An 18311-nucleotide genomic window follows, 5' to 3' on the forward strand; every position below is an offset into this window, starting at 1 on the left:
GTGCGATCGGCAATGACGCCGTGTCCGTGGAGGAGGTAGTGGGTCTCGCCCGGGTGGCGTCGCACCCTGGACTGCCGCCGTGCGGGGTCAAACGAAAGCCAGCTCAGTGGCAGGGCATGTCCCGAGCCCGACGCAGGCTGGAGAGGGAGCACGCACCGCGCCGGGGGAAGCGAGGAACTCCCCCGTTCGGCCTCAGACAGCCCCTCCAGAAGCCAAGTGCCCCTGACAGCGGCCTCGCCCCACACCCGCACCCATCACCGCAGGTCAGAGACTCACAGCACCTTCAGCGGCAGCAGCTTCTTCCCCGTCGGCCCCACCTGGATCTCGGTGTCCATCTGCGGCCAACAACCCCACAACAACCAGCATGCCAGCCGCCACTCAACCGTGCCCGAAAGCAGTCGAGTTCGTCGCCAGCACACCACCTCGCCAAGGAAGTGTTCGCGGACAGCAGCCTTACGCACGTAGCCGGACGGGAGCCACCGCGACCGGCTGAGGCGCCTCGGGCCCACGAGGAGTCAGCTGATGTACCGGTAGCCGACGAAGTCCTGGTTGAGCACACGGGCATCGCCGATGAGGCCGCCCTCGTCCACCACCGTTCCATGGACGAGATGCCCGCTGTTCATCGCGCCCCAGAACTCCAGCACATGGGAACCGGTCGACGTGGGAATCGCGGCGTGGGTCAGCACGTTGTCACTGCTCCACCCCCAACCGATGTAGGCACGCTCCTCAAGGGAGATGGTGTACCCCCCTTCGGCCAACGCGCCGTTGTAGACGTAGAGGTCGCCGTGCTCCGGTCGATCGTGGCTGACGATGAGGTCCAGGGCTCCGTCGTCGTTCCAGTCGCCCGGGGCTGAGATGGTGATCTCAGCGATCGTCGCCCCGTTGTCGGAGATCGGATCGTCGGGCCCCGCCAGCAGTACCGGATCGCGATGGGCATCCAGGCGAAGATCCGGGGACCCGTAGTAGAGCCAGAGGAACTGGCCGTCATTGACGAGCAGATCGGGGTACCCGGGTATCTCCTCGGTCCCGTCGCCGTCGACGTCCAAGCCCCCGTCCACGTCGCCCAGCGCGACGATCTGTTTCACACCGTCCGACCAGTGGTCGTTCTCCTCGTCGTACACCGCCAGTTCGACGGGTTCCTGCTCCAGGCAGCTGTCGCAGACGGCGCCCGTGCCGGTGTTGGGATGCAGCCACAGCTGGTGCGTTCCGTCGACGTCCCGTAGGGCGAGGAGGTCCTCGTAGCCGTCGCCGTTCCAGTCACCCTGGTGGGTGATCTGGGCGTCGCCCCAGTCGCCCTCGTCAGCGGGCTCGGCGGCGGAATGGACGGAACCGTCCCCCAACCCGTAGTGGCGTGTCAGTGTCCCCGAGCCGTCGATGCCCCAGATGTCCGAGTAGCCGTCGCCGTTGATGTCTCCCGGTGCGTCCGGAGTCGCGAGACCGCTCGCGTAGAAGAGGTAGTTGCGGGTGTCCGAGCGGTTGCCGGCTGGATCGCCGCTCTGCACGTAGAGGAGGTTGGGGCCGGCTGTCGTCGGAGTGAGCTTGATGGAAGCACTGCCGCCGGCGGGGACGGTCGCGGTCTTCACCGTGGTGTCCCAACTCGTCCAGTAGCGATAGGTGGTGACGTCCGTGACCCCGTTGGGAGCGAGCGTGAAGGTGCCCTCCTGACGCACGGCGCTCGTGTCCGGCGGCCAGCCGTTCTCACCGTCCGGGAACTGCGCGCTGGTGACGTCCGGGGGCGTGCTGGGTCGCTGCGGGTCGTGGAGGAAGCGACAGCCGTAGGAGGGTACCCAGGCCGAGTTCAGGCTGCCGTCGCTGGCGCGCACCTTCCACGTGAAGTCGCCCCCGGTGGTCGCGAGGTGCGGTGCGAGTTCGGCTCGGGTGATCTTGACTCGGGCGATTCCGCCTGAGGAGACGGAAACCGTCTTGTTGACGATCACTCCGTCACCGTGGCGTCCGGTCGGCCACAGGTGGAAGGTTGCTCGGACAGTGCCGCCGTCGCCGTCCTTGACCTTGGCCTGGAGGTAGAAGTCCGTGTTCCCGATGTACTGGTAAGGGGCGGAGCTGCCGCAGTCGCTGTCCACCGTGGAGACGGGGTAGGTGTCCATGCCCGTGGGATTGGCGGGTCGGGTGTTGTAGGTCGTGGAGAGCACGGCGCTGCTGGCGGAGAACTTCTTCCAGCCGTAGACATCGCCCTCGTTGGTTGCACGCATCCCGAGGGTGAGGGTGTTGAATCCGTTGGACTGCGCGGTGCGCGCGCCCTGTGTGGTGTCGAAGACAAGGTTGCCCGCCGGACATCCGGAGCCCCAGCCGCGCGCGTCGTTGACGGTGTCGAGACGGCTGCGCCACGCGGGCTGGTTGTTCCAGGTGGACCGGTTGGTGAACGCGCCGGTGTACCAGAGCTGCACCTCGCGCTTGGTGCACGACCAGGACCACGTGTTGCGGATGCGGAAGCGGGAGGAGCTGATGACCCGGTTGGTGTCCTTGAGGTTCTTGGTGTTCATGCGAAAGAACGAACGGGCCGTGCCGTCGGTCTGGTTCTCGTAGCCGACGCGCGCCTCGTTGGTACCGCCGTTGAAGCCGGAGCCGTTGTAGAAGCTGCTGTTGGGGTACTTCTTGTAGGCGATCGTCCACGAGTGGCGAGAACCGTCGACCGAGGGGTCGATGTAGACCGGATAGGTCGTCTCGCTGCCCGAGAGCACCTCCTGGTCGGGGGTGAGCACCAGGGTGTCGTCGACGATCGCGGTCTCGACGGTGGCGTGGCGCGCGCCGATGCCGGGGCTGAACTCGGTGGAGACCGAGGGTTCGGCTTGGGCAGCTTCGCGCGAGGACGTCGCGTCCTCGAGGTTCTCGATGACTCCGCTGTCCCACATGAGCGGGGTCGCCGCGTTGAAGACTTCCTGCTCGGCGGGGTTGATCGCGCTGACGTTGCCGTGTTCGTCCGCGGAGACCTCGAGTCCTGCCGTCTCGATCCCGTAGGCGAGTTCGGCCAGCGCCGGATTCGCCGCCGCTTCGGCGTCGTGCACGACGAGGACCTGGCCGAAACCACCGCTGCGGGCCTGCAACTTGAGGTCCACACCATCCAGGACAGCCGGGTAGGTGACGGTGTCACCCTCGACCGTCGGTTCGGGCAGGGCTTCCGGCCACCGCAGCCCGAGGGACCGGCCATCGCGGGTCACGGTGGCGAGCGCCGTGTCCCCGCCACCGGAGAAGGTCACCGCGACCTCGGTCGCCGCGGGCGACAGGCTCCCGTCCGGGTTGGGCGACAGCGTCGTGTCGATGTCGAGGAGCCGGCCGTCCCGCCGTACCCACTGAGCGGTGGCGTAGACGTCTTCGGTGAAGTCGCCCTCCGGGTTGGCGAACACCTGGCTGGTCTCGGTGCGCTGGGAGAGCACTTCGACGGGCTCGCCGGTGTTGGCCGCCTCCCGAAGGGCATCCGTTTCGTCCGCCGTGTGCAACGGCGTCACCGCGGCCCGACGGTCGGATGCGGATGGCCGCTCGCTGTACGCCTGAGCCAGGCCCGTCGGCAGCACCGAAGCCGCCACGACCCCCGCCAGCAGAGCGCTTCGCCTACGCCCCGGAGTCCGTCTCGCCATGCCAGATCCCCCACCCACGATCCCTGCCCCGCCCGACACTCGTCGACGTCTGAGCTTCACGGTCAGTCAACGACTGGGCACACTAACCCAGTCCCGTCACATCCGCACCCATAAGGTCACTCCAGAACCATGAAACGGTCATTCAAACCCCCTGAAGCGCCGATTCACGCAACTACGTGAACATTACGCGTGGATAACGTATGCCTGCGGACTGTCGAGGTTCCGTCAACGCACTGCTACTTTCACGTCCGTTCGTGCCAAGTGAAGATCGATGGGGGTGGGGACCGATGTCGGTCAGCAGAGGTTTGCGGCACTGGTGGCGCCTCGTCAGCGTGCTGCTGGCAGCACAGTTCCTCGTCACCGTCCTGGCTGGCCCCGTCTTCGCCCAGGAACAACTCGATCTACGCGACCCGGAGTCGATCGACCCCGTGGAGACGTCCCCCGTTGAGGGGGTTCCGCTTGTGCGCACGGACGAGACCGAGGGGAACGACTGGGCCCCTCCGGCGCCCCCGGAGTGGGATGCCGAGGACGTCTCCACGCTCGATGTCCCGGAGTTGGGAGAAGTGGGGCTCCGCGTCCTTGACAGCGACAGGGCGAATGAGGCCGGCGTTCGAGGCGTTCTCTACGCGTTGTCCATACCCGAGGCCGACGAGCGCGAGGCGCGAAACTCGTCGGCCGACGACGAACCGGTCACCACTTCGGTGACACTGGACTATGGCGCCTACGCCACCGGGTTCGGAGCTGACTGGGCGCAGCGGCTGACGGTGCGACCGTTGGCCGAGAGCGGCGTCACGGTGCAACGCGTGACGAACGAGCACGCGGCACAGACACTCCAGGTCGAGGTCGCTCTGGCCGCCGACGCCCCGGGGGAGATCGCGCTGGCGGCAGAGCCCGCCGGCTCCGGACCGGGAGGCGACTTCACGGCGACCGACCTGTCCCCCACCGGTGAGTGGACCCACGGCGGTTCGTCCGGTGGCTTCACCTGGTCCTACCCGATCGAGGTTCCCGACGCTCCCGGCGGCCTACTCCCTGATCTGTCGCTCGACTACTCGTCACAGAACGTGGACGGACGGACCGCGTCCACCAACAACCAGGCCAACTGGGTCGGAGACGGTTGGTCCCTGTCCCCCGGCTTCATCGAACGCCGCTACGTCGCCTGCGAGGACGACAAGGGCAGCGGAGCCGTGAACCCCTCCCACCGGGTCGGGGACCTGTGTTGGAAACGCCACAACGCCATGCTGGTACTGAACGGTTCAGCGAGCGAGCTGGTCCGAGACGACTCCTCGGGCGCCTGGCGGAAGAAGAACGACGACGGCACCCGGATCGAGCTGCTGACCGGGGCCGAGAACGGCGACAACAACGGAGAGCACTGGCGGGTGACCGACCCCGACGGCGTTCAGTACCACTTCGGACGGAACCGGTTGCCGGGCTGGACCGAAGGCGACCGTACGACGGACTCCGCCTGGACCGTTCCGGTATTCGGCAACCACCCCAACGAGCCGTGCCACGCGTCGGAGTTCGGCGACGCCTGGTGCCAGCAGGGATGGCGCTGGAACCTGGACTACGTGGTCGACCCGCACGGCAACGCCATGTCCTACCACTGGGCGCGGGAGACGAACCGCTACGCACGAGCCATCAACGCCTCCTTCGAAGGCACCCCGACCGCCTACACCCGCGGCGGTCATCTGAAGACCGTCGAGTACGGCCTCCGCTCGGACGCCCCGCTGAACGGCAAGCCCGCCGGCCGCGTCGCCTTCGGTGTCTCGGAACGCTGCCTCACGACCGACACCGTCGAGTGCGACTGGTCGGACATCGACGAGGACAGCGCCCAGCACTGGCCGGACGTCCCCTTCGACCAGCACTGCGCCTCCGGCGCGGACTGCGAGGGCAACGCCTCCCCCTCCTTCTGGACCACCAAGCGCCTCACGGCGATCACCACCTATGCCCGCGTCGGCGACGGCGAGCAGAAGGTCGACTCCTGGGCACTGGAGCAGAGCTTCCCCAGCACGGGCGACGGAAGCGCGGCCGCTCTCTGGCTGAAGTCCCTCACCAGGACCGGCCACACCGGCGAAGCCATCACCCTCCCGCCCGTCACCTTCCGCGGCATACAACTCCCCAACCGCGTCGAAGGGGCCCTCGACCCGATACCCCCGCTCAACCGCTACCGCGTGTACGCCATCGACACGGAATCCGGCGGCACCATCGGCGTCACCTACACGGACGCGGACTGCGCGGCCGACGACCTGCCCAACCCCGAGACCAACACACGGCGTTGCTTTCCCGTCATCTGGTCGCCCCCGGACGCCCCCGCGCCCGACTTCGAGCCCTACCAGGACTGGTTCCACAGCTACGCGGTGGCGCAGGTCCTCGAATCCGACAACACCTCGGGCGCTCCCGTCGCACGCACCGACTACCGCTACCCCGACGGCATGGCCTGGAGCCGGAGCCAGGACGACTTCGTACGCTCCGAACACCGGGCGTTCGGTGAACGACGCGGCTACGCCCGCGTCCAGACCCTGGTCGGCGATCCCGCCGAAGGACCCCAGACGCTCACCGAGACCCGCTACTTCCGCGGCGTGCGAGGCCAGGACGTCGAGGACAGCGAGGGACACGGCATCGCCGACCACCCGGCCTACGCCGGCCTGGTGCGTGAGACCTCCACCTATCTCGGCGACGACGGCCCGCTCCTCGACGCCGTGTCCTACACCCCCTGGCGCTCCGCCGCCACAGCCACCCAAACCCGCTCCGGGGTGGCGGCGCTGAACTCCTTTCACGTGGACGTCGCGACCGAGTCCGCCAGGGAACGGCTGTCGGACGACTCCTGGCGCCGCACACGGATGACGACCAGCTTCGACACGTTCGGCATGGTCGAGCAGGTCAACGACGAGGGCGACCTGGCCGTCGCCGGCGACGAACGCTGCACCACCGTCCGCTACGCCCGCAACGAGGAGACCAACCTCCTCACACCGGAAGCGGAGACCCGGACCGTGGCAACCGGCTGCGGCTCGGACCTCGATCTCCCGGAAGACCTCGTCACCGCGGTCCGCACCTACTACGACGGCGCGACCAGCCTGACGACTCCCCCGAGCCGAGGACTGGCCACCCGCACCGACGGCCTCGACGCGGACGGCGAAGGTTTCCACACGGTCAGCACCACCGGTTACGACACCCATGGACGCCTGCTGACCAGCACGGACGCCGAAGGCAACGAAACCAGCACGACCTACACCCCCACCACCGGCGCGGCGCCCACCAGCACCGTCGCGACCAACGCACTGGGCCACACCACAGAGACACGATTCGACCCACGTCGCGGCCTCACCACATCCGTCGAGGACCCCAACGGCGTCCGCACCGACATCACCTACGACGCCCTCGGCAGAACAACGGCCGTCTGGCATCCCGGTTGGGCCAAGAGCAACAACCCGAACACCCCTTCCGCCCGGTACAGCTACCGCGTCTCCACCAGCGAGCCCAACGTGGTCACCACGGAAACGCTCAACCACCAGGGCAACTACCAGACCGCGCACTCCTTCTACGACGGTCTGCTGCGTGAACGCCAGACCCAGGCCCCGGCAGTACAGGTCACCGACGGCCGCCTGGTGACCACGACCCACTACGACACCGCCGGCCGCGCCTGGCTCACCCACAGCCCCTACCTCACCACCGGCGCCCCCGACCGCACCCTCGTCACCGCCGGTGACAACGCCGTCCCCACCACGGTCCGCCGGGAGTTCGACGTGGCGGGACGGCAGACGGCCGAAGTGGCCTTCCGCTACGGAGACGAGACCACCCGCACCGACACCGTTCACGACGGAGCCGAGTCCACCACCGTCATCCCGCCGCCCGGCGGCACCGCCACCACCACGGTCACCGACGTACTCGGGCGAACCGTCGAACTACGCTCCTACACCGACGCCGACCGCACCGAGTTCCAGAACGCCACCTATCGTTACGACGTGGCAGGCAACCTCGTCGGTATGACCGACGCAGCCGGTAACGAATGGAGCTGGGAGTACGACAAGCGCGGCAACCAGACCCGCGCCGACGACCCGGACAAGGGCACCACCCTCGTCAGCTACGACACCCTCGACCGGCCCGTGTCGACGACCGACGCCCGCGACATCACCCTGACCACCACGTACGACGCCCTGGGCCGCCGCACCAGCCTCTCCGAGGGCGACGAGACGCGCGCCGAGTGGACGTACGACACCGTCAAACTCGGCGCCCCCGCCACCAGCACCCGCTACGTCGAGGACGCCGCCTACACCACCGCCGTCGACGGCTACACCAACCGCTACCAGCCAACGGCCACCACCGTCACCCTGCCCGAGAACGAGGGCGCGCTGGCCGGCGAGTACACCTGGCGCTACACCTACAACGCCCGCGTCGGCCTGCGGGAGTCGGTCATGCACCCGGCTCTCGGCGGTCTGCCGCAGGAGCGGGTCACCACTCTCTACAGCAGCCAGCACCTGCCGACGCGCACCGTGGCCGGCCAGCAGGTCCTGGTCGGAGACGTCCGCTTCGACGCCCTCGGCCGTCCGATCCGGGCGGAGTTCGGAAACCTGGGCCAGAAGGTCTACCAGACCCTCGACTGGGACGAGCACAACGGACGCCTCACCCGCGCCACCGTCGACGGCGACATCGCGCTCCGCGTCCAGGACACCCGCTACGGCTACGACGACATCGGCAACGTGACCCGGGTCGCCACCGCCGCGGGACAGGGCGAACAGGCCAGCAGTGACGTCCAGTGCTTCACCACCGACGCGCTCCGCCGACTCACCGAGGCCTGGACCACCGCCGGCGCCGAAGACGACTGCGCCACCGGCCCCGACGCCACCACCGTCGGCGGACCCGACCCCTACTGGCACAGCTACACCTACGACCTCACCGGCAACCGGGTCAACGAGACCCAACACGCCACCAGCAGCGACGCAACCGACATCGTCCGCGACTACACCGTCGGAGAACCCGGCGAGAACGCGCCCAACACGCTCCGCTCGGTCAGCACCGACGGCGGCCCCCAGGAACAGGCGACCGAGACCTTCGAACACGACCAGGCCGGCAACCCGATCGAACGCGCCGGAATCCGCGACCAGACCCTCGACTGGAACCCCGAGGGCAACCTGGAGACCGTCACCGAGAACGGCACCACCACCGGCCACATCTACACCGCCGAAGGCGACCGCCTACTCACCCACCACGCGGACGGCTCCGCCACCGCCTACCTACCCGAAGGAACCGAACTCACCCTCGGCACCGGCGGCGCGAAGACAGCGCTGCGATACTTCACCCACGGCTCTGACACCGTCGCGGTCCGGGACAGCGGCAACAACAACGCCGTCACCTACCTCGTCCCCGACCCGCAGGGCACCGCCATGCTCGCCATCACCTGGGGCGCCGCCCAACTCGTCCAACGCCGCAAACAACTCCCCTTCGGCGGCCAACGCGGCGAAGCAACCGACTCCTGGCCCGGCGACCGAGGCTTCCTCGGAGGCACCACCGACCCCACCGGCACGACCCACCTCGGCGCCCGCGAATACGACCCCACACTCGGCCGCTTCCTATCCGTCGACCCACTCCTCATCCCCGACGACCCCCGCCAACACAACCCCTACCAATACGGCAACAACAACCCCCTCACCTTCTCCGACCCCACCGGCGAAGCCTTCGAGGAATGCCGCAGCGGCCAGTACAAGTGCAACTACGACCGCAAGGGCAAACTCACCGGCGTCGAATACGGCAAGAACTACGAAAAAATCACCCGCTCCGTCGGCGGCACCCCAGCCCCCCGCTACATCCGCCAAAAACAACGCATCCAATACGCCTGCGCCAAAGACCCCGGCTGCACCGGAACCGCACAGCAGCAGACCGCAGGAGCCGGAGCCCGACGAGCCACCGAACAAGCTGCAATAGCCCGGACACTCGGCATCGCACAGCGTGGGATTAGCGACCAGCTTCTGACATACGCGAACGGGCTCATCGCGGCAAGCGCTGCAACCGTCGCCTTCCACCACGAGGCCGGAAACATGTCCACTAGAGTCAGTCACCTGATGCGCAATGGGGAGACAGCGGCCATACGAAGCCAGGCGGCACGTGACCTTGGCTATCTCAGTCATCACTCCACCGCTCAGAGAATCGCCGACCTCGGCCGCAAACCAATAGTAATGGCAGCAGCTCGAGTCCTCTTCTGGGGCGGCGTCGCCGCAACTGCCGCAGGTAACCTCCACGCTAACAACGGCGACATCGGCCGCACCGTCGCACAGACGGGAGTGCAGGTCGGATACAGCATGGGAGCGGTGTACACGGGGGCCGCGCTCGGCGGCCTTATCGGCAGCACTGTGCCCGGTCTTGGCACGGTCGTCGGCACTGGGGCGGGGGCATTGGTTGGTACTGGAGTCGCTTTCTTCACATCCCCGATCGTTGGAGATATTACTGGCGCGGTATGGGACAAGGTGACGGGGTGGTGGTAGCCATGCGCCCAAGTCTGAATCGGAGGGTCACACCTTGTTGATCGTGCTTCTGTTTATGGGGGTCTTCTTTGTTGGCTGCGGAAACTGGTTTATGTTGCGTTTGTGGAAAAACCGCCTCATCGGCGAAGTTCCGGCGACTGAGGCCACAGAGAACACTTTCTTCTACCTCAGCAAGCCGCGAAGTCGACGTGCCGCAGTACGCATTCTTCCGGTGACGATAGTCGGCATCGAAGTCATGTGGTGTGCGCTACTTTGGAACGAACTAACAGGCGAGCAGGCCGACCTGTTCCTCGTGGCGCTCATCGCCGTGTTCGTCATATGCATGTTCATGGCGGCCTCCATCGCACTCTTCAATCGCCCCAAATCCCTCGTACCACCACCGAGAAGAGCCGATATCGGGATTCTGCGCGAGCGATTCGGGAAAAAGCGCGCCAACCGGCAGACGGACGAGTCGACGGATTCACCACCCACGTGAGTCAGCAATGAGATGCGCCATCGATCTGCGGCCGCCGCCGAAGAACGGGGAACGACCGGCCGCCATCCCTACTCCGGACGTATTCCAGCCGACTTGCCGTTGCCACGAGCAACCGAAAGGCTCACTCCTACCTTGACGACTCGCCAGCCCCATACCCCGTTTTGTTTTTGGCGGTCCTGCAAGAGGACCCCGCGATCCGACTCGCCATGAGAGAAGGTAACCTGTTCACCCTGGACAACCGGCGCTTGGTCGCCTTCCAGATGGCAGGGACGCCCATTCCCTTCCGCATGGCAACCGCCGTCGAAGCCATCAACGAATCCTGGAAGTTCACGACAGTGACTGACGGTATGTCCATTGTCATACGTGAACGAGACGAGGTGTGGAATATATCCCGTGACGATGCCAGCCCCAGACCTTTCAGGAATCACCTCTCGACAAGAACTCGCCGCATATCTACTCCGACTCGCCCAGCGAGTCGAACAAGGGGAAATCCGGCAGGAGAACGAGCAATCAGTCGACTACGTCAAGGCAGCAGCATACTGGACCCGTTCCATGCACGGCTTCTTCGCCAACCAGGGAAAGGAAACTCCGGAACAACCTGACTGGGCGCTCATCGCGATGATCTTCAGCGCCGCATTCATCTACGAATAGGCTCCGCGAACGGGTCACTTCGGACGCTCAGAGCGCGTTTGAGATCTGAAGTGCCTCGTCTGGGGCTTGGTCGTTGAATGGTGTGTGAGCGTTGCCGGAGAGGATTACCCGTCGGACCTGACGGGTCAACAGTGGGTGTTGGTGGAGCCGTTGCTGCCGCCGCCTCGGACCGGGCCGAAGGGCGGGCGGCGGGAGAAACACCCGCGTCGTCGCATCGTGAAGCGATCTTGTACCTGGCCCGGACCGGGTGCCAGTGGCGCTACCTGCCCAGGGACTTCCCGCCCTGGCCCACGGTGTACTGGTACTTCACCCGGTGGCACGACGACGGCACTGTGGAGAAGATCCACGATGCGTTGCGCGACAAGGTCCGCCGGACCGACGGCCGCGATCCCGCACCCACCGCCGGGGTGATCGACTCGCAGTCGGTGCGCGCGGCCGACTCCGTACCGCAGGCCACCAGCGGATACGACGCGGGAAAGCGCCAGCGTGGCCGCAAACGGTTCATCGTCACCGACACCCTCGGACTGCTACTGGCCATCCACGTCGTCTCCGCCAGCGTCCAGGACCGCGACGGGGCCAGGCGTCCACTGCTGTGGGCGCGTCTGGACCACCCATCGGTGCGCCTGATCTCGGCAGACGCCGGCTTCGCCGGACGCCTGGTGGAGTGGACCAACCAGATCCTGTGCCGCACGCTTGAGATTGTCCGTAAGCCGCCTGACCAGCGTGGTTTCGCCGTCCAGCCCCGGCGCTGGGTGGTCGAGCGGACATTCAGCTGGATCACCATGCGCCGCCGGCTGGCCAGCGACTACGAAACCAACCCAGCACACTCCGCCACCATGGTCCGCTGGGCGATGACCGACGTGATACTCCGCCGACTCACCCGTGGCCAACCCGCGACCCGACCCGGACGGCGCCCCCTACGACGCACCTCATAACCAGATCTCAAACGCACTCTCAGCGACGAACAGGGACCCCATCACACACCAGCGCCTGATCGACGAGGTGACCGCCCACACTGCCCCCGAACCGCGCCGCACCGGCGATGCGCGCGACACCGTGACCTTGACCGGCCGAGCCCGCTCCCGTCAGCGGTCGGGAAACCACCGCCGTCGCGCCCATGCTCACCGCCGACCACAACCACCAAGATCGATGATTGAGCGCTTTCAGCGTGCCCACTGATCGAGTGACAGGTTGGTGTGGGATCGGAGTGCGCAACGGACAGGGCGCCCGTGCCGTTGAGGGAGGTGCTCGACGTCTTAACTCAGCAACACAGGAGCCCTATTGGCTCCATATCCTGCCGCACTCGACCTGCCCCACGCCCTACTCAACCCACTCCACCACACTCTCAACCTCCGGCCGCCGCCGGGGCGGCGGCAGCGACTGAGGAGGAGGGGCGGGCCGGGCTGGCCACCGCTGCGGGCGGCGGCCAACGCGGCGAAGCAACCGACTCCTGGCCCGGCGACCGAGGCTTCCTCGGAGGCACCGCCGACCCCACCGGCACGACCCACCTCGGCGCCCGCGAATACGACCCCACACTCGGCCGCTTCCTATCCGTCGACCCACTCCTCATCCCCAACGACCCCCGCCAACACAACCCCTACCAATACGGCAACAACAACCCCCTCACCTTCTCCGACCCCACCGGCGAAGCCTTCGAGGAATGCCGCAGCGGCCAGTACAAGTGCAACTACGACCGCAAGGGCAAACTCACCGGCGTCGAATACGGCAAGAACTACGAAAAAATCACCCGCTCCGTCGGCGGCACCCCAGCCCCCCGCTACATCCGCCAAAACAACGCATCCAATACGCCTGCGCCAAAGACCCCGGCTGCACCGGAACCGCACAACAACAGACCGCACGAGCGGAACAGGCACGCATCGCTCAACGAGCCGCCGAACGAGCCCAGGCCGTCGCCCATCGCGAACAGCAGAACAAGCGTGCTGACTTCATGACCAGCCTGCTCGCCGGCGACTGGCTCGGCGTCGCCGACGCCACCGTCGGACGCGGGATGGACTGGCTCAACGAATCCGTGAAACATCCTGTCGAGGAATGGGCCGTTCGCAATGAGGATCTCCTCCGCGACGTCGGACATCGCCTGCTCAATGTGGGCATCGGAGTGGCCGCAGGTGCGACAGGCGTGGCGGTCTGCGCAGGCACTGCGGGCATGGGATGCGCAGTGGCTGCCTCCGTCGCCGTGGCGGTCGGCTACGGCACTGTGGCACACACAGGTCTGGCTGTGGCAACCCGGGAGGAGATCACCGTGCCCAAGGTCCTGACCTGGATGCGTCAGTCCGTAACGGCGGGCCTGGTGAATGGATACTCCCAGGCACGAGCGGGAGTGGGCCCCCTGCGCTATTTTTTCCAGGAGATCAGGAGCCGACGCATCGGGTGAACAGCGTTGGTATGAGTCAGGGAAGATCCGGCAAATGAGGGGGCGGGCGCGATGTGGCGCGGAGCTGTTTGGCAGGGGATGCTATTCGTTGGATTGGCCTCGATGCCCCTGGCGGCGATAGGGGTGATCGGCCCCGAGTGGTGGCGGTTCAGTCTACTTTGGTTCGCCGCCATCCTGCCGTTCGGAGTCTGGTTCGGCGTTCGCCACTACGTGAGGGCACGGCGGGATACCCAGCGACGGGCTGAGGAGCCGGGGTTGATGATTGTCGAAGTGCCTCGGTGGGGGAAGAGAGGCCTGCGGTGGCAGCGGACTATGGACCTGGCGGGGCAGCGGTTCACGCTGGAGTTGCGGCAACGGGCAGATGGAATCGCGGGAACACTGAGCGACGCAACTGGGACAGAGATCATCCAGTTGCCAGAGTGGACTCAACAACCGGGCTGGCTGCGGCGAGAACTGAAACGGCGAAGCCTTTCCGGTGAATATCTTGATGTAACGACTCGAGAGACGTTGACCATCTGGTTGAGGGAGGAGGAGATCACCATCTGCTGCGGCCAGAATCCGGCATACGAGGTAAAGCGCCAAGGTATATGCTCCGGAGACCGCGTGTTGGCTACACGAGACACGCTCGGTTGGCGCGTCTCGAATGACCTCACCAGAGGAGACGCCGCGATATGCGCACTCACGCTCCTCGCAGGCATCGCCGACTCAGTCTGACCGAAGAACTCCCTGGAACGAATCCGGTCGAGAAGCTGAATCTCTTCGCCGAACGACGTTGCACTCAATCCAGACAATACGGACACACCTCGCGCAACCACGCAGGCAGCCAGAACACTTCCACCTCCTGGCCCTGGGGGACCCGGACACCACGGCGGCGTTGTTACCCCTCCGAGGGGCGATGAGGACCCGCGTCCGCGGCGCCACCCTCGTCGCCGTCCCCGCCCAGTTGTTACCCCTCCGAAGGGCGATGAGGACACCGTCTCCTCGGGTGATGTCGGCTGGCGACACCGCCAGGGCGTTGTTACCCCTCCGAAGGGCGATGAGGACACCGCATCGTGAAGACGCAGGCCAGCACGGGAAGCAGGCCCCACGCCGAACCGGAAAATGCAGCGACCCTCCAGTAGTGTCACCGACCCCGGGGAGTCGCTGAAATCCACCACGGCCATCAACCACCGAGCCAACCGCACCCGCACTCGCACCACACACAGGAACGGGAAGAAGCACACCCTCCTACACCCACTCCACCGTGCTCTCCACCTCCGGCCCCCGCCGAGGCAACGGCACCGACGACCGCAACGAACGAGGCGGAGGCCCACTCCGCGCCGACCGCCGACCCCGACGGCGGCCAGCACCAAGCGAAGCGAGCAGCCTCACCCGTTCGGCCTCAGACAGCCCCGCCAGAAGACGAGTGACCTGCGCCACAGCATCATCCACGCCCTCACTCATCACCGCAGGTCAGCGCCTCAGAGCACCTTCAGCGGCAACAGCTTCTTCCCCGTGGGTCCCGTTTGTGGCCATGTGTCCATTTGCGGGCAGACCCCGCAGTCGAAGCACGGGGTCCAGCGGCAGTCCTCGACCTCGGTCTCGTCGAGGGCGTCCTGCCAGTCCTCCCACAGCCAGTCCTTGTCGAGGCCCGAGTCGAGGTGGTCCCAGGGCAGGACCTCCTCGTACGTGCGCTCCCGCGTCGTGTACCAGGCGACGTCGACGCCGTAGGTCTTGAGGGCGGGCTCGGCGCAGCTCATCCACTGTTCGTAGGAGAAGTACTCGCGCCAGCCGTCGAAGCGTCCGCCCGCCTCCCAGACCGCGCGGATGACGGAGCCCACGCGGCGGTCGCCGCGGGAGAGGAGGCCCTCGACGATGCCGGGCTTGCCGTCGTGGTAGCGGAAGCCGATGGAGCGCCCGTAGCGCTTGTCCTCGCGGATGGCGTCGCGCAGCTTCGCCAGCCGCTCGTCCGTGGCCTCGGCCGCCAGCTGCGGCGCCCACTGGAACGGGGTGTGCGGCTTGGGCACGAAGCCGCCGATGGAGACGGTGCAGCGGATGTCGTTGGAGCCCGAGACCTCGCGGCCCTTGGCGATGACCTTGACCGCCATGCTGGCGATCTCCAGCACGTCCTCGTCGGTCTCGGTCGGCAGCCCGCACATGAAGTAGAGCTTCACCTGGCGCCAGCCGTTGCCGTACGCGGTGGAGACGGTGCGGATCAGGTCGTCCTCGGAGACCATCTTGTTGATGACCTTGCGGATGCGTTCACTGCCGCCCTCGGGCGCGAAGGTCAGGCCGGAGCGGCGACCGTTGCGGGTCAGCTCGTTGGCCAGATCGATGTTGAACGCGTCGACCCGGGTCGAGGGCAGGGAGAGACCGATCTTGTCCTCTTCGTAGCGGTCCGCGAGCCCCTTGGCGACGTCGGCGATCTCGCTGTGGTCGGCCGAGGAGAGCGACAACAGCCCGACCTCCTCGAAGCCGGTGGCCGCGAGTCCCTTGTCGACCATCTCCCCGATGCCGGTGATCGACCGCTCCCGCACCGGCCGGGTGATCATCCCCGCCTGGCAGAACCGGCATCCACGCGTGCAGCCGCGGAAGATCTCCACCGACATTCGTTCATGAACGGTCTCCGCCAGCGGCACCAGGGGCTGCTTCGGGTAGGGCCACTCGTCGAGGTCCATCACCGTGTGCTTGGAGACCCGCCACGGCACGCCCGAGCGGTTGGGCACCACCCGCGCGATCCGGCCGTCCGGCAGGTACTCGACGTCGTAGAACGCCGGAACGTAGACACCGCCGGTGCGGGCCAGCCGCATCAGCAGCTCCTCCCGCCCGCCGGGGCGCCCCTCGCGCTTCCAGTCGCGGACGATGTCGCTCATCGTCAGCACGGCCTGCTCGCCGTCCCCGATCACCGCGCAGTCGACGAACTCCGCGATCGGCTCCGGGTTGAACGCCGCATGCCCGCCCGCTACCACCACCGGGTGTTCCTCGGTGCGGTCGGCCGCGCTGAGCGGGACGCCGGCGAGGTCGAGCGCGGTCAGCAGGTTGGTGTACCCCAACTCCGTGGAGAACGAGACCCCCAGCAGGTCGAACGCGCCGACCGGCCGGTGCGCGTCCACCGTGAACTGCGGCACCTCGTGCTCCCGCATCAGCGCCTCCAGGTCGGGCCAGACGCTGTAGGTGCGCTCGGCCAGCACGTCGGCGCGCTCGTTGAGCACCTCGTAGAGGATCATGACGCCCTGGTTCGGCAGTCCCACCTCGTAGGCGTCCGGGTACATCAGCGCCCAGCGGACGTCGACGGCGTCCCAGTCCTTGACCGTGGAGTTCAACTCACCGCCGACGTACTGGATCGGCTTCTGGACGTGCGGAAGCAGCTCCTCCAGGCGAGGAAAGACCGACTCGATGGGCATGTGGCGTGCGTCTTTCGCGACGGGGAACGGTCCCGACCGGCGACACGCCGAGCTGTGTCGATCCGGCGGTGTCGATCGGGCTGACGAAGGCTGGACCATTCAGCGTACCGGCCCCCGCGCGCCCGCCCGTCCACCGGCGGCGGCGACCGGCCTCAGGCGGCCAACGGCCGCTTCATCCGGACCGACTGGAGAAGCCCTATCGCGATCCACACCACGAACATCGCGGTGCCACCGTAGGAGAGGAACGGCAGCGGCACCCCGGCGACCGGCATGATGCCCAGCGCCATCCCGATGTTCTCGAAGCACTGGAACGCGAACCAGGCGACGATCCCCGCCGCGATGATCGTCCCGTACAGCTCCGTGCTGTCCCGCGCGATCCGCAGTGCCCGCCACAGCACCACCCCGATCAGCACGATGATCCCGCCGGCGCCGAGGAAGCCCAGCTCCTCGCCGGCCACCGTGAAGATGAAGTCCGTGTGCTGCTCGGGAACGAACTGCCCGGTGGTCTGCGTGCCCTGGAAGAGCCCCTTGCCGTCCAGCTGCCCCGAGCCGATCGCGATCCGGGCCTGGTTGGTGTTGTAGCCGACGCCCGCCGGGTCGCGCGAGGGGTCGGCGAACGCGGCGAACCTGTCGATCTGGTACTCGTCCAGTATCCCCAGCGCCCAGACCAGCACCGCGCCGAAGACCCCGGCGAGCATCAGCCCGATCGACCACTTCAGCGAGGCGCCCGAGCCCAGCAGTATCCCGAGCACGATCATGCTGAGCACCATGGCCATGCCCAGGTCGTCGATGACCACCACGCAGATCGGCCCCGCCGCCAGCGCCAGCGCCTGGAGCACCGCCCGCCGGCTCGGGTGGTCGCGGTCGCCCGCGTCCACCTGGTCGGCCATGATCACCGCCATCCCGAGGATGATCGCGATCTTGGCGAACTCCCCCGGCTGCAACGTGTAGCCGCCCAGCGAGAGCCACGCCCGCTGCCCGTTGATCTCCGTGCCGAGCGGCGAGAAGACCAGCAGCATGAACACCATCGCGAAGGCGAAGATCAGCGGCACCGCCGACCGCAGCCGATGGTGCCCCAACCACATCACCCCGACGGCGAGCCCGACCCCGATCGCCAGGTTGAGGCCCTGGCGGATCAGGAAGTAGTGCGGGTCGCCGCTGTTGATCTCGGTGCGGTTCCGCGTGGCCGACCAAACCAGCAGGATGCCGATGACCGACAGCGCCATCGCCGCGAGCAGCAGCACCCAGTCGATGCGGCGCAGCACCGAGTCCCGCGCGGTCAGCCGACGCCAGGTGCCGGGGTCGGGGGCCAGCCGGTTGACCCTGAGGTGGTGGTTGTTCAAC

General features: G+C 67.0%; 9 protein-coding genes and 1 pseudogene. 7 read left to right on the forward strand and 3 right to left on the reverse strand.

Annotation, left to right across the window (positions count from 1 at the left end; translation table 11 throughout):
- Nucleotides 1-515 precede the first annotated feature (515 nt).
- Entirely contained in the window at nt 516-3464 is a 2949-nt protein-coding gene (locus FH715_RS01630; protein WP_211367375.1) for an FG-GAP-like repeat-containing protein, read from the reverse strand.
- 416 nt (nt 3465-3880) lie between these two features.
- Between FH715_RS01630 and FH715_RS01635 the strand changes: the two genes are divergently transcribed.
- The 7 genes and pseudogenes from FH715_RS01635 to FH715_RS01665 all read left to right on the forward strand — a co-directional run bounded on the left by FH715_RS01635 (nt 3881) and on the right by FH715_RS01665 (nt 14298).
- Nucleotides 3881-10066, forward strand: a complete 6186-nt coding sequence (locus FH715_RS01635; RefSeq protein WP_139640164.1) for an RHS repeat-associated core domain-containing protein — start codon at nt 3881-3883, stop codon at nt 10064-10066.
- A gap of 34 nt (nt 10067-10100) precedes the next feature.
- Complete coding sequence (locus FH715_RS01640; RefSeq protein WP_139640165.1) at nt 10101-10541, forward strand: hypothetical protein; 441 nt, start codon at nt 10101-10103, stop codon at nt 10539-10541.
- Nucleotides 10542-10940: 399 nt separating this feature from the next.
- Nucleotides 10941-11192 carry a DUF7660 family protein gene (locus FH715_RS01645; RefSeq protein ID WP_425472650.1) on the forward strand — a complete coding sequence of 84 codons (252 nt, stop codon included), beginning with the start codon at nt 10941-10943 and terminating at the stop codon, nt 11190-11192.
- Between the two features lie 45 nt (nt 11193-11237).
- A pseudogene (locus FH715_RS01650) lies at nt 11238-12127 on the forward strand (IS5 family transposase).
- A 309-nt stretch (nt 12128-12436) separates the two neighbouring features.
- Nucleotides 12437-13144, forward strand: a complete 708-nt coding sequence (locus tag FH715_RS01655; protein ID WP_246108479.1) for an RHS repeat-associated core domain-containing protein — start codon at nt 12437-12439, stop codon at nt 13142-13144.
- The gene (locus FH715_RS01660) at nt 13141-13584 is read left to right on the forward strand and encodes a hypothetical protein (protein ID WP_139640168.1); all 444 of its coding nucleotides are present in this window, start codon (nt 13141-13143) and stop codon (nt 13582-13584) included. The genes FH715_RS01655 and FH715_RS01660 overlap by 4 nt, the downstream gene beginning before the upstream one ends.
- Nucleotides 13585-13686: 102 nt before the next feature.
- Nucleotides 13687-14298: a hypothetical protein gene (locus FH715_RS01665; protein ID WP_139640169.1), complete on the forward strand. Its 612-nt coding sequence runs from the start codon at nt 13687-13689 to the stop codon at nt 14296-14298.
- A gap of 746 nt (nt 14299-15044) precedes the next feature.
- Here the strand turns inward: FH715_RS01665 and FH715_RS01670 are convergent.
- On the reverse strand, nt 15045-16967 hold the full coding sequence (locus tag FH715_RS01670; protein WP_139640170.1) for a TIGR03960 family B12-binding radical SAM protein: 1923 nt from the start codon (nt 16965-16967) through the stop codon (nt 15045-15047).
- A 152-nt stretch (nt 16968-17119) separates the two neighbouring features.
- Entirely contained in the window at nt 17120-18310 is a 1191-nt protein-coding gene (locus FH715_RS01675) for an FtsW/RodA/SpoVE family cell cycle protein (protein ID WP_246108480.1), read from the reverse strand.
- Nucleotide 18311 lies beyond the last annotated feature (1 nt).

It is taken from the genome of Streptomyces sedi (assembly GCF_006335015.1).
GTDB classification, from domain to species: domain Bacteria; phylum Actinomycetota; class Actinomycetes; order Streptomycetales; family Streptomycetaceae; genus Streptomyces; species Streptomyces sedi.